A 13071-nucleotide genomic window follows, 5' to 3' on the forward strand; every position below is an offset into this window, starting at 1 on the left:
GCCGCAAAGGTAAATAAAAAACCGAAGCGGCCCAACCCGGTGGCAGAAACCTGCCGGGTTGGGCCGCTTGCTTGGGCCAGTGGCACATTAGCCGGCTACCGGCTCGGCGCGTTTGCTAAACCACCGGGGCAAGCGGCGCGACAACCGGTACCAGAAATCCACCTCAAACAAACTGGAGTCGCGGCGGGCTTGGTACAAAAAGAACAGGCCAGCGGGCAGCAGCAGGCAGTTTGCCATCCACATGCCCAAGCCAATGGGCATTACCGACTCGCGCCCGTACTTCTCACCGATGATCGACACCACGTAGAACACGATGAAAAAGAGAATCGACACGAGCACGGGCACCCCCAGCCCGCCCTTTTTGATGATGGCACCTAGGGGGGCTCCGATCAGGAACATCACCAGGATAGCCACCGATTGGGTGTACTTGCGAAACACCTCGATGCGGTAGTTACCAGCCTCGCGCGCGGTGCCGCTGATGCGCTCGGCGTAGCTGCTCACGAACGCCCGCATGTTGCGGGCCCGGTTGGCGGCGTTCTGGGCCATGTTGGCGGTAAGCGGCGGAATGGACTTATCGGACAGCTGCAGGTTAGCCATTCGCTTATCCAGCGCCTGGCCGGTGGTATCAAACCGCTGATACAAAAAGTACGGATTGACTTGCCCGGCTACCTGGTACCGCTCGCGCTGCAGCTGCCGGTGCAACGAGTCGACAAAGCCCTGCAGCTGGGGTATGGTAAGCATGATCTTGTTCTCCTTAAACAAGTCCTCCTTGGTGCGGTCGAGGCTGAAGGACGCCAGAGAAAAGATGATATCGGTCCGGTCGAAGCTCTGCTGCAGGAAACCGGCCCCGGTACGGTCGCGGGCGGTAGGCTGCTCCACGTACTTGCGTCCGTGAAAAAGCTCCAGCCCTAGGTACTGCCCGTTGAAGCGCGTGGCCATGCGCCCGGAGTCGGCGAGCATCATGGCCACATTACCCGTGTTGCCGCTATGGTCGTAAATCATCACGCCGTAGAGCTTCTCCCCGTTTTCGCCGCCTTTTCGGTTGACTTTGATTGTATAGCCCGGTATGCCGTTGTAGAATACGCCCTCACGGATGTCCAGCGCTAGCTTCTGCTGGCGCACGTCCCACAGCAGGCTATAAGCCTTGAGATTGGCCTTAGGCACAATGGTGTTGTTGAACCAGAACGCAAAGCCAGCCAGCAAGGCGCTAAAAAGCATCACCGGCCGCAGAATGCGCACCAGCGACACCCCCGAGGTTTTGATGGCCGTGAGCTCGTGGTGCTCCCCTAGGTTGCCATACGTCATCAACGACGAGAGCAGCACGGCCAGGGGCAACGAAATCGGCACGATGAGCACGCTGAAATACATCAGCAGCTGCAGAATCACGCCCGTGCCCAAGTCCTTCCCGACGAGGTCGTCGAGGTACTTCATCATGGTTTGGGTAAGGAAGACAAACTCCACCACCGCAAACGTGAGCAGGAATGGACCAATAAAGGCCCGCAAAATCAGCTTATCGAGTTTTTTCATGCCAGAGTAGGCCGTTTAGGCACCCAACGCCCAAGCGGCGGCAAAGGTATGCCACGCCGGCTCCGCAACCTTCGGGCCAGCAAAAAAGGAGCGGCTACCACCCTTTTTGGGGGTGGCTCCTCTCCTTTTAGCCAACAATCGCAAAGTAGTTTTAGCTCATCCGCCCACCAATTCGCGCAGGTTTTGCAAGAGGTTATCCCACATTTCCTGCAGTTCGATATCATCGGTTTCCTCTGAGTAGTCGACGATGCGCAGGTAAATCTCCTGCGTCAGCTCCGACGACTCAATCATGAAGTCCAGGTAATTCGCATCGGGCATGTGACCGCGCTCCGGCGACAGGAACACGTAACGCACCGAGCGGTTCGTACGCTGCGACGTCATCTCGGCCAGGTGGTGCTGGTTGTCCCACACGAAATCAAACGTGTGTTGATCGAGCATGATTACATCCTGGCAGAACCACTGCCGCAGCCCAGAGGCCGAGGCCAGGTAAGGATAAAGGATTTTAGGGGATGCATTAATCGCGTACTCTTGTACGAAGCGGTGTTTAGAGCGGATGGCGGAGAGAGGCATAGGCAATTGCAGAAACCAACAAAAATTATCGCCGCTGGCTTTCAGCCACATTGACGGCCAGCGGCAAGATACACGTAGTTTTTTTCCGTCAAAGGTTGCACCGCGTTAAATCTTCCCTTTACCTTTGCGCCACTAAACCACGGCGGGGTAGCTCAGTTGGTTAGAGCACAGGATTCATAACCCTGAGGCCACGAGTTCAAATCTCGTCCCCGCTACAGCGAAAAACCGCCCTTCGGAAACGAGGGGCGGTTTTGTCGTTTATAACCATTTCGCCTCTGGCCAGTAAGCTGCACGCAACGGCTTGGGAATGGTTTGGCAATAGGTGTGACCAGCCGGGCCTTATACGCGGGCTGCACATGCTTTAATAAAGCTGCGAGCAGGAGCCTAGTACCCTACCCTTGCCCAAGGGCTATACCCGCTGCACAGGGCTAAAAACAACAACGCCCAGCTGAATGAGCTGGGCGTTGCATCTAGGCAGGGAAAGCGAAGCTTACGCTTTTACTTTCTCGATGATGGATTTGAAAGCCTCGGGGTGGTTCAGGGCGAGGTCGGCCAGAACTTTGCGGTTCAGGTCGATGCCAGCCTTTTTCAGGCCGCCCATAAACTGCGAATACGACAGGCCGTACTGACGGGCACCGGCGTTGATACGCTGGATCCACAGGGCACGGAACTCGCGCTTCTTAACCTTACGGTCGCGGTAGGCATACAGCAGACCTTTCTCAACGGCATTTTTAGCTACCGTCCATACATTTTTGCGACGGCCGAAGTAACCTTTGGCCAGGCGCATTACCTTTTTGCGACGGTGGCGCGAGGCCACGTTATTGACGCTTCTTGGCATAACCTACTTGTTTTTGGCGGCCGGTGCCTGCTTACTGGTTAAGCGGCTTGGCTGATGACCGGACGCCGGGTTTGAAAATAATTACAGCGGGAGACGAATCCGCCGCTTAGAGAACCAGCATGTCCTTTACGCGCGGCATATCGGCCGAGCTTACCAGGGTCACGTGGGTCAGGTTGCGCTTGCGCTTGGTGCTCTTCTTGGTAAGAATGTGCGACTTGTACGCGTGCTTGCGCTTTACTTTGCCCGTGCCGGTCAGCGAGAAACGCTTTTTGGCGCCGGACTTAGTCTTCATCTTCGGCATTTTGAAACAGTTAAGAAGTAAAACAACAACGGCGGCCGGCTGCCTAGGGCCGGCTCGCCTGAAAGTCATAGCGGCTCACGCCGCGGAGTAGCTGGTTATTCGGCGGCCTCGTTGGTTGCGGGGGCTTTAGCCTCTTTCCCGCCTTCCTTCGGAGCAGCGGCCGTAGCAGCTGGCTTAGGCGCAGCAGGCTTGGCCACCACAGCCTTCGGAGCAAGGTACAAGAACATGCGCTTGCCTTCCAGCTTCGGTAGCTGCTCTACTTTCGCTAAGTCCTCGAGAGCCTGAGCAAACTTGAGCAACAGAATTTCGCCACGCTCTTTGAAGACAATAGAGCGACCCACGAAGTGTACGTACGCCTTAATCTTGGCACCCTCGCGCAGGAATTCCTGGGCGTGCTTCAGCTTAAAGGCAAAATCGTGGTCGTCGGTGTTGGGTCCGAAACGAATCTCCTTCACCACCACCTTCGTCTGCTTGGCCTTCATCTCGCGCGTGCGCTTCTTCTGCTCGTATTTAAACTTCGAGTAGTCGATAACGCGGCACACAGGCGGAACGGCCGTGGGAGAAATCTCCACGAGGTCCAGACCTTGCTGCTCGGCCATGCGGCGGGCTTGGTCAGTGGGATAAATGCCCTGCTCCACGTTTTCGCCGACGAGGCGTACTTCGCGGGCCGTAATCTTGCTATTGATTTTGAACGGCTCCTCCACTTGGCGCGGAGGGAGGCGGCGGTTGGGGGTTCTGATATGCTTATCTGTTTAGGTGAAACGAGATCGGGCAAACAGCTGGAATGCGGCCGAAGGCAACGCAATCAACTATTTGAGCGGGCGAATATCCGGCAATTTTCCCGAACGACAAAATTCAGCCCGCCGGAAACAGCGTTTCCGGCGGGCTGCGCAGGTTTGCTGACCTGCAAGTTGTAAAACGGCTACTGGGCTACTACGGTTCCGCGGCCGCTCATCAATTCCTCAACCTGCTCCTGGAAGTTGCGGATGAACGCTTCGATAGGCATCGAGCCTAGGTCGCCTTCGCCGTGGCGGCGCACCGAGACGATGCCGTTATCGGCTTCCTTCTCGCCTACTACCAGCAGATACGGTACCTTCTGCATCTCAGCATCGCGGATTTTGCGGCCGATTCGCTCGTCGCGCTCGTCTACGGTGCCGCGCAAGTCGGCCTGCTGCAGCTGCTCCTGCACCCGGCGGGCGTACTCGTGGTACTTATCTGAAATCGGGAGCACGATAAACTGCTCCGGGGCCAGCCACAGCGGGAAGTTGCCAGCGCAGTGCTCAATCAGTACGGCCACAAAGCGCTCCAGCGAACCAAACGGCGCGCGGTGGATCATTACGGGACGCTGACGCGAGTTGTCGGGGGCTACGTACTCCAGCTCAAAGCGCTCGGGCAGGTTGTAGTCTACCTGAATGGTGCCCAGCTGCCACTTACGACCTAGGGCGTCGCGCACCATGAAATCAAGCTTCGGACCGTAGAAGGCTGCTTCGCCCAGCTCGGTTACCGTGCGGAGGCCACGCTCCTGCGCAGCTTCCTGAATGGCCGATTCGGCAGCAGCCCAGTTCTCATCGGTGCCGATGTACTTCTGCTTGTTTTCAGGGTCGCGCAGCGAAATCTGAGCCGTGTAGTCCTCGAAACCAAGCGCACGGAACACGTAGAGAACGAGGTCGATAACCTTGATGAACTCTTCCTTTACTTGATCCTGGCGGCAGAAGATGTGGGCGTCGTCCTGTGTAAAGCCACGCACCCGCGTCAGGCCGTGCAGCTCGCCCGATTGCTCGTAGCGGTACACCGTGCCGAACTCGGCCAAACGCAAGGGCAAGTCGCGGTACGAGCGGGGCTTGGTCTTGTAAATCTCGCAGTGGTGCGGGCAGTTCATCGGCTTCAGGAAGAACTCCTCGCCCGGGTTCGGCGTCTTGATGGGCTGGAACGAATCGGCCCCGTACTTCTCGTAGTGGCCCGAGGTTACGTACAGCTCCTTGGCACCGATGTGCGGGGTTACTACCGGCAAGTAGCCTGCTTTCACCTGCGCCCGGCGCATGAACTGCTCCAGCCGCTCGCGCAGGGCCGTGCCTTTGGGCAGCCACAGCGGCAGGCCGGCGCCTACGCGCTCCGAGAAAGCAAACAGCTCCAACTCCTTGCCCAGCTTGCGGTGGTCGCGCTTGCGCGCTTCTTCCAGCTTGTGCAGGTACTCCTTCAGTTCCTTATCCTTCGGGAACGTGATGGCGTAGATGCGGGTCAGCTGCTTGTTCTTCTCGTCGCCGCGCCAATAGGCGCCGGCCACGTTCAGCACTTTGGCTGCCTTGATGTTGCCGGTATCGGGCAAATGCGGGCCGCGGCAAAGGTCGGTGAAGTTGCCTTGCCGGTAGAAAGTAATGCTGCCGTCCTCCAGGCCTTCGAGCAGGTCGAGCTTGTACGGGTCGCCTTTCTCCTGGAAATAGGCAATAGCATCGGCTTTGCTTACCTCGCGGCGCTCGTAGCGGCTCTTATTTTTGGCAAGTTCAAGCATTTTCTGCTCGATCTTGGCATAATCATCGGGGGTGATGCTGCGGCCTTCGCCTAGGTCGACATCGTAATAAAAGCCGTTTTCGATGGGCGGGCCAATACCAAACTTTACGCCCGGGTACAGGGCTTCCAGCGCTTCGGCCAGCAAGTGAGCCGAGGAGTGCCAGAATGTATTCTTCCCCGCTTCGTCGTTCCACGTGAGTATCTCAACCGTGGCAGAGTCGTTGATGGGGCGGTGCAGGTCACGGACTTCGCCGTTGACACGCACGGCCAAGGCGTTGCGGGCCAGACCTTCGCTGATGCTGGCGGCTACGTCGTAGCCGCTCGCACCGGCCTCAAGCTGGCGCACGGAACCGTCGGGGAGCGTGATGTTCATCATAAACTAGCAAAAACAGCAGTAGCCCGCAAGTTAGCAGCTTCGCGGGCAGAAAACACTTTTGCGGCCAAAATGCGCTACGGAATGGCGGGGCGTAAGCTAGCGGGGCGTGAGCAAAGCCGGGGCGCGCGAAGGCAAACTGTCGAAGGCGATGGGTGCCGTTTCGGGGGCGCGCCGCGGCAAGGGAGGCGCGCCGTACACGAGCTTCAACGAATCGAGGATGGGTTGAGGCAGGCGCTGCCCCACCTTCCAGACTTTGAAGGTGTAGTGCTTGTCGCCGGGGAATTGCTTTACCAGCTGGCGGTAGGCCACCCAGGCTTGCTGCGTCTGGCCCGTCCATTCGTAGCTCTCGGCCAGCATCTCCCCTATGTTGGGCAGGTACTGGCTGCGGCGGCGGGCGCGCCGCAGTAGCGGTATGGCTTTGGCGTGCTGCTTCGCCTTGAAGTAGTACAGACCTAGGCGGTAATCGGCGCGGTACAGGGTGGTATCGAGCCGCACGGCCCGGGCGTACTGGCGCACGGCGCTGTCGGGCTGGGCCATTAGGTCGAACACCCGGCCGCGGTCATACCACAGCGGCGCGTACGTTTTGTCGACATGCAAGCCCTTTTCCACCAACGGAGCCGCCTCGGCCGGCTGGCGGTAGGCATTCAGCAAATAGGCCAGCTGATGCAGTACTTCGGGCTGCCTAGGTGTGCGGGCGGCGCTGGCGCGCAAGTAGTCGAGGGCCTGCACGGTATCGCGCAAAGCCGAGTATACCAAGCCTTTGTAAAACAAGGCCGAAGCGTTATCGGGTTGCTCGCGCAATACCCGATCCAGATAATCGAGCGAGGTGTCGTAGCGCCGGGCTGCCAGATTGGCTTCGGCCAGCAGCAGGTGCAGCTCGGGTGGGTTGTAGCCGCGCTTCTGGGCATCGGCGGCGGCGCCCATGGCGGCTTGCAGCTGGCCTTGGGTGCGCAGCGCGCGGGCTTTGGTCAGGTAAAACTCGCCGGGCGCATCGTCGAGCTCAATTGCGTAGTTAATGTCCTGAACGGCCGCCTCTGTTTTGCCGGCTGCCAAATGAAAGCTGGCGCGGCGGGCGTAGAGAACGGCGTTGCGGGGCTGTTTGGCAATAGCGCCGTTTAGCTCGGCAGCCTGCACATCGGGGCCGCTCCGAACGGTGCGCAGGTTTACCATGCGCTCGGTTTGGGCACGTGGTGTACCGTCGCCGCACGCCATCAGCAACCAACCCAACGCCCAAGGTAACAGCAAACGGGAAACGCGCAGCACTAGAATTCAAGTGGAAGAAGCCCAAAGGTACGGCGTGCGGCGCTTACGCGCCAGGCACCCAGGAACTGCGGCTGCCAGCCGAAAAGGCAGGTGGCCTAACTACCGGGCCGCCGCGGCGGTGCTTTCCTGGCTGGCTTGCTGCAGGGCTTGCAACACCGGGGCATCGCGCTGGTAAACATCGGGCAGGGTTTGGAGCGTGGGTCCGTTGTCGGCGTGGCAGGTGAGGTAGCGTATGTAGATGGGCATGGGGTTGCGCAGCGGAAAATACTTGCTATAGCCTCCGTACACACTATCCCACATACGCTCTATGTGGCGCGGTGCCTGCTCGCCGTAGTCGCGCCGAAGCAGGAACGCGGCTAGCTGAAAAGGTTTTTCCAGCCGAATACAGCCGTGGCTCAGGGCCCGCCTAGGTGCGCTGAACAACTTGCGCGCGGGGGTATCGTGCACAAAAATGTCGTGGGCATTGGGAAAGCGGAAGACCACGTTACCTAGGGCATTGTCGCAGCACGCGGCTTGGCGGATACTGTACCGAAAGGTTTCGGGGGTGATTTGTTTCCAATTGACTTTGTGGGGGCTGATCTGCTGGCCCTGCTGGTTGTAGAGCACGTAATTGTTGGCCGCCAAAAAGGCGGGGTTCCGGCGCAAACGAGGCAAAATCTCGTTCAGGGCAATGCTGCGGGGCACTTTCCACTCGGGCGAGGTCTGAAAAAACCGCACGTGGCTGTATACCTCCGGCGTTGGCGTTGGCACGCCGCCCACTATCACCCGGAAGCTGCGCACCACGGCGGGCCCGCGCACTATTTGCAAGGTGTAAGCGGGGATGTTTACCAGCAGATAGGCCGAATCGCCCCGCGGCTCCCAACGCAAACGCTCCAGATTGACTGCAACCGGCCCGCTCAGCTTGCGCGCGGCCGCGGTATCGGTGCGCACCAGTTTCTGCCAGGCCCATTGCAGCCGTACGTAGCTGCGGGTGGTGGGCTGCAGGCGCAACAGCTGCTGCCCGAGTTGCGCCGAACGCCGTGCCCGCAGCAGCCAGTCGGCGCCATCGAAAACGCTGTCGGGCTCGCACGTGGCCGGCTGCAAGGTAGCTGGCTGCAAGCGCCCCCGGCGCAGGTGCGAGGCCAGTTTCAGCAAAGCCGAGGTTAGGTGCAACTCGGCAGCAACCCGGCGTTGCAAGCGCGCTTCGGGGCTCCCGGCCACAGCCAAGGAGTCGAGGTTAGCTGCGAGGTCCTGTACCTTGTAGTCGGCGGGGTTCAGGCCAAACTCTGCAGCCCGGTGCAGAAGCTTTACACCGTCGGCCGCTGCAGGCAACAGCCCCTTTTCCGACGTCCAACTGGGAGCAAATCCTACGCCGGTGTAAAACCGCAGGACCTCGCCGTGTAGCGCAGCAGGCATGCCCGAAGCGTTTGAGGCCAAGGTTTGGCGGAGCATTTCAGCGGTTTCTGCCTCCGTTTGGCCCAGCGCCGACGTTGCGGCAAAGGCCACCACTGCAACACTGGCGCACCGAAGCCAAGAAGCAAGTACCCATTGGCTCATAGAGGCAGGGCAGCGGGAAAATCACCCCAACCTGCCCGTTCTAAAATAACCGAAAACGCAACCCAATTCTTGGTTTAACCAAGATTAATTTAGACCTGATCAGTTCGGGCTGCCTCCGTTAAAAGCCATCAGCCCTTTTCCAGCTCATCGAGCAGGCGCCGGCAGCGGCGGCTCATCTCCAGTTCTTCGCTCGTCATGGGCAGCAGCGATGCGGCCTCCTGCAGCACCTGCATAGCCGGCTCGCGCAAGCCTTGGTTGGAGTACACGCGTGCCAGATCGTAGCAGTACTGAATGCGGCACGGATCGAGCGCCCGGGCTTTGCGGAGGGCATCCATGGCCTTGGTGTTGGAAGCACCCGCAGGCGAGCCACCCAGAAACACCCGGTAATAAGCCCGTTCAACCAAATTGAGGTGCGCCACGCGGTAGTGCCAGCGCCCGAGCACCTGCCAGGCCTCCGACAGCTCGGGGTTGTACTCCACGGCGCGGTACGCGTAGGGCTTCATGCTCTTGTAGAGGCTCAAGCGGTACCGCGCGCTCTGAATGGTGGCCTGCTGTGCCAGCGACAAAGCCACGGCGTAGTTGGCCTCGCCACCTTTGGGGTTCACGGCGTAAGCACGGTCGGCGAACTGGCGGGCAGAGGTATAATAGGCGCCCCGCCGGCTTTCGTCGGTATAGCGGCTGCCGATACGGGCACTCAGCACGGCGGCCTGCCACAACGCCTCGTAGTTGCGCGGAAAAGCGTTCAGTATTTGCTCGTAGCGCGTGAGGGCGGCCGATTCGCGGTATTGCTGCTGCAGCGTGCGGGCCTCCGAGAGCAGCGCCGGCACATCGAGCGTGGAGGGCGGCTCCGTTTTGGTTGGGTCGCCGGCCCTTACGGACAGAGTCGCGCACAGGTAAGCCCCTCCGATTAGCAGGAGGTGCGGCAGTGCGGCGAAGCGGCAGGTGTACTTCCGGGGCATGAGCAACTCGGTGCTTGGGAGCGAGAGTTAGGTAAGATACGCAAACCCCGCCGAAAAGCTACAAAAAGCCCGACCCGGCTAAGCTGCCCTAGGTTCAGGAGGGCAGCCGCCGGGCCGGGACTCAGGGCAAAAAAGCTTAGCTGTTAAACAACGTCATCTGCGACTTGGGCTTGCGCTGCAGCAAAGCTTGTGCACGCTCCACTTCCTCAACCGAAATTTCAACTGGCCCTAGGTCTTCGGGAAGCGGCTCGTCCTCGGCACCCGCGGCCGAGGGGCCGCCGGGCCGCGGAATGGTGGCCGGGCCTTTCTTCTTGGCCTGCTGCTTGCGCTCGGGCTCGGGGCCTTCGTCGGTCAGCAGCTCCACCGACAGCACCTTGAAGTAGTTGAGCTTGTTGCCCATGGCTTTCCAGCCCTTCACGTCGATGAACTCGTGCAGGTGCAGGCGCTCGGTCAGCTTCTCCCCTTTCTTCTCCTTCTGCACCTTCAGCTCGATTTCGGGTACCACGCCGCAGGTGGCGCACACCAGTTGCGTGCCTTTGGTTTCCGGAATAAACAGGAAGCGCTTGCCCACGGTGCTGGTTTCGATGCGGAAGCGCTTGATGTAGTGCAGCTTGGATTCGCCTTCGATGTACACGGCGTTGATGACCGTATCGGGCTCGAACTTGCGCAGCAGCACCATGTTGCGCAGGTCGAAGTGGATGGCCGGGTCGGGCAAGGTCAGCTCGTACGAGCCGTCCTTATACACCGCCAGCACGGTTTCGTCGGTATCGAAAGTGCCCAGGAAGCGGCCGTGCCCGCCGGTGTTCAGGCGGCCCACCACCTCGTCGAAAAACACCTCGCGGCCACCTAGGGTCGAATCGCCTTTCGACTTCTGCGTAATCTTCTTCACGGGCTGCTTCGTCACGATGTTGCCCATCGAGCCTTTGCCTTTGATGGCCAGCTCGGCAAAATCAAAGTCGAACTGCTTCACGCGGGCCGGGGCTTTGTCGGAGAGCTGCACCGAAACGATTTCCGACTCGGAGTTGGGGTTGGCCGTGAGGTAAAGCACCTTCGAGCCCTTGCCGCCTTTGGTCAGGTCGTAGGCCTTGTCGCGCGTGATGCCCGTTACCAAGAAGCGCTTGGCGTAACTGATGCCCGACGGACCGTCCTGGTAAATCATGTTGTACACCAGGCGGTCGTCGTTTTTGTTGTAGATGCCCACGTGCAAGATGTCCTTCCCAACAAAGGTCTTCTCCGCAATTTTGGTCACCACAAACGTGCCGTCGCGCTTGATGGCAATGATGTCGTCGAGGTCGGAGCAGTCGCACACCAGCTCCACGGCCTCGTCTTTCTTGAGGCCGTGGCCCACGAAGCCGTCCTGGCGGTTCACGTACAGCTTTTGGTTAGCCACGGCCACTTTCTGGGCCGTTACCACGTCGAAGGTGCGCAGCTCGGTTTTCCGCTCGCGGCCGTCGCCGTACTTCTTCAGCAAGCCTTCGAAGTAGCGAATGGCGTAGCGCGTGAGGTTGGCCAGGTTGTCGGCCACTTCAGCCAGCTCGGTTTCCAGGCGCTGGATGTACTCGTCGGCCTTAAAGCCATCGAACTTCGAAATGCGCTTGATGCGGATTTCGGTCAGGCGCGTCAGATCATCCTCCGTGATGGGGCGGCGCAGCACAATGCGCGTGTCGTTGGCTTTTTCCTTTTCGCCTTCGATGCGCACGTACTTCTTCAGGCCCGTATCAATGGTCTGCAGAATGTCTTCCCAGGTTTCGCACTCCTCGATTTTGCGGTAAATGCGGTTCTCGATGAAGATTTTCTCGAGCGAGGCCGCGTGCCATTTTTCCTGCAGCTCGTCCTGTCGGATTTCCAGCTCGCGCTCCAGCAACCGCACCGTTTTCTGGGTGCTCAGGCGCAGCATGTCCTCCACCGACACGAAGCGGGGCTTCTCGTCGATGATGACGCAGGTGTTCGGGGAAATGGAAATTTCGCAGTCGGTGAAGGCGTATAGCGCGTCCATGGTCAGGTCGGGCGACACGCCCGTGGGCAAGTGCACCTGAATTTCCACGTTGGCCGCCGTGTTGTCGACCACCTTCTTGATCTTGATCTTGTTCGCTTCCGAAGCTTTTACGATGCTCTCCATCACGCCCGTGGTGGTGGTACCGTAGGGCACGTCGCGGATGATGAGCATGGTCTTATCGACCTTCTCGATGGTGGCGCGCAGGCGCAGCTTGGCGCCGCGCAGGCCGCCGTTATAGTTCGTGATGTCGCAGAGGCCGCCCGTCGGGAAATCGGGGTACAGCACAATGTCGCGGCCCTTCAGCACGTCGATCGAGGCCTTGCACAACTCCCGAAAGTTGTGGGGCATGATCTTGGTGCTCAGGCCTACGGCAATGCCCTCAATACCTTGCGCCAGCAGCAGCGGAAACTTTACGGGCAGCGTTACGGGCTCGCGCTTGCGGCCGTCGTAGCTGGCTTGCCACTCGGTGGTATCGGGGTTGAAGACTACATCGAGGGCAAACTTGCTGAGGCGGGCCTCGATGTAGCGCGGCGCCGCGGCACCGTCGCCGGTGCGCACGTCGCCCCAGTTGCCCTGGGTTTCAATCAGCAGGTCCTTTTGCCCTAGGTTCACGATGGCGTCGCCGATGGAGGCATCACCGTGCGGGTGGTACTGCATGGTTTGGCCGATAACGTTGGCCACTTTGTTGAAGCGGCCATCGTCCATCTCCTTCATGGCGTGCATGATGCGGCGCTGCACGGGCTTCAGCCCGTCTTCAATGGCTGGCACAGCACGCTCCAGAATCACATAGGAGGCATAATCCAGAAACCAGGTCTGGTACATGCCGCCGATGCTGCTGATGTCGTGCACGGTTTCGCCGGGCCGGAACTCGGGCTCGTCGGGCTGGGCGGCGTCCACCAAATCGTCGCCGTTTTCGGCGTCCTCGGCCGGGTCCAGCTCGTCGCCGGTCAGCTCGTCGGTATCAGTCAGCAGTTCACCGTCTACAGCTTCCTGGCTGCTCAAGTCAGGGTCGGCGGCGCTGGCTGTGGCGCTGCTGGCGTTCAAATCGATGGTGTCGCCGGCGCCAAACAACTCGGCGGAGGACTGGCCGTTCTGGTTCAGGTCGTCGGCGGCGGGGATGTGGTTGTCGTTAGACACTCGCGGGGTGTGGTTTAGGCCACGTTATGTTCTTGTACCTCTCCTCAGTGGCAAACCCGC

At 59.8% G+C, this 13071-nt stretch carries 9 protein-coding genes, 1 tRNA gene and 1 pseudogene; 1 reads left to right on the top strand and 10 read right to left on the bottom strand.

Annotated elements, in window-relative coordinates; translation table 11 throughout:
* Window positions 1-87: 87 nt before the first annotated feature.
* Window positions 88-1527 (bottom strand): LptF/LptG family permease, encoded by a 1440-nt coding sequence (locus OIS50_RS05590; RefSeq protein WP_264693338.1) that lies wholly within the window; start codon window positions 1525-1527, stop codon window positions 88-90.
* A gap of 156 nt (window positions 1528-1683) precedes the next feature.
* Window positions 1684-2148: an START-like domain-containing protein gene (locus OIS50_RS05595; RefSeq protein WP_319805322.1), complete on the bottom strand. Its 465-nt coding sequence runs from the start codon at window positions 2146-2148 to the stop codon at window positions 1684-1686.
* Between the two features lie 90 nt (window positions 2149-2238).
* Between OIS50_RS05595 and OIS50_RS05600 the strand changes: the two genes are divergently transcribed.
* Window positions 2239-2312, top strand: a tRNA-Met gene (locus OIS50_RS05600).
* Window positions 2313-2587: 275 nt separating this feature from the next.
* Here OIS50_RS05600 and rplT read toward each other — a convergent pair.
* The 8 genes and pseudogenes from rplT to OIS50_RS05640 form a co-directional block, all read right to left on the bottom strand.
* Window positions 2588-2935, bottom strand: coding sequence for a 50S ribosomal protein L20 (gene rplT, locus OIS50_RS05605; RefSeq protein WP_059071382.1), 348 nt, complete (start codon window positions 2933-2935; stop codon window positions 2588-2590).
* Window positions 2936-3041: 106 nt separating this feature from the next.
* Window positions 3042-3236: a 50S ribosomal protein L35 gene (gene rpmI, locus OIS50_RS05610; RefSeq protein WP_264693339.1), complete on the bottom strand. Its 195-nt coding sequence runs from the start codon at window positions 3234-3236 to the stop codon at window positions 3042-3044.
* A gap of 185 nt (window positions 3237-3421) precedes the next feature.
* Window positions 3422-3976 (bottom strand): annotated as a pseudogene (gene infC / locus OIS50_RS05615) (translation initiation factor IF-3); the annotation flags it as partial.
* A 182-nt stretch (window positions 3977-4158) separates the two neighbouring features.
* Window positions 4159-6120, bottom strand: a complete 1962-nt coding sequence (thrS, locus tag OIS50_RS05620; protein WP_264693340.1) for a threonine--tRNA ligase — start codon at window positions 6118-6120, stop codon at window positions 4159-4161.
* A gap of 96 nt (window positions 6121-6216) precedes the next feature.
* Window positions 6217-7383 (bottom strand): tetratricopeptide repeat protein, encoded by a 1167-nt coding sequence (locus tag OIS50_RS05625; protein WP_264693341.1) that lies wholly within the window; start codon window positions 7381-7383, stop codon window positions 6217-6219.
* A gap of 99 nt (window positions 7384-7482) precedes the next feature.
* On the bottom strand, window positions 7483-8778 hold the full coding sequence (locus OIS50_RS05630; protein WP_264693342.1) for a L,D-transpeptidase scaffold domain-containing protein: 1296 nt from the start codon (window positions 8776-8778) through the stop codon (window positions 7483-7485).
* Between the two features lie 269 nt (window positions 8779-9047).
* Window positions 9048-9878, bottom strand: a complete 831-nt coding sequence (locus tag OIS50_RS05635) for a tetratricopeptide repeat protein (protein WP_264693343.1) — start codon at window positions 9876-9878, stop codon at window positions 9048-9050.
* Window positions 9879-10014: 136 nt separating this feature from the next.
* A complete protein-coding gene (locus OIS50_RS05640; RefSeq protein WP_413617042.1) occupies window positions 10015-12771 on the bottom strand; it encodes a DNA gyrase/topoisomerase IV subunit A in 2757 nt (918 codons plus the stop codon).
* Window positions 12772-13071: the final 300 nt, after the last annotated feature.

The sequence above is a fragment of the Hymenobacter sp. YIM 151858-1 genome, from assembly GCF_025979705.1.
Taxonomy (GTDB): domain Bacteria; phylum Bacteroidota; class Bacteroidia; order Cytophagales; family Hymenobacteraceae; genus Solirubrum.

What these genes read in the sequence shown, in the direction of transcription:
- OIS50_RS05590 (WP_264693338.1), bottom strand. Translation starts at nt 1,527, where the DNA reads ATGAAAAAACTCGATAAGCTGATTTTGCGGGCCTTTATTGGTCCATTC.
- OIS50_RS05595 (WP_319805322.1), bottom strand. Translation starts at nt 2,148, where the DNA reads ATGTGGCTGAAAGCCAGCGGCGATAATTTTTGTTGGTTTCTGCAATTG.
- rplT (WP_059071382.1), bottom strand. Translation starts at nt 2,935, where the DNA reads ATGCCAAGAAGCGTCAATAACGTGGCCTCGCGCCACCGTCGCAAAAAG.
- rpmI (WP_264693339.1), bottom strand. Translation starts at nt 3,236, where the DNA reads ATGCCGAAGATGAAGACTAAGTCCGGCGCCAAAAAGCGTTTCTCGCTG.
- thrS (WP_264693340.1), bottom strand. Translation starts at nt 6,120, where the DNA reads ATGATGAACATCACGCTCCCCGACGGTTCCGTGCGCCAGCTTGAGGCC.
- OIS50_RS05630 (WP_264693342.1), bottom strand. Translation starts at nt 8,778, where the DNA reads ATGCCTGCTGCGCTACACGGCGAGGTCCTGCGGTTTTACACCGGCGTA.
- OIS50_RS05635 (WP_264693343.1), bottom strand. Translation starts at nt 9,878, where the DNA reads ATGCCCCGGAAGTACACCTGCCGCTTCGCCGCACTGCCGCACCTCCTG.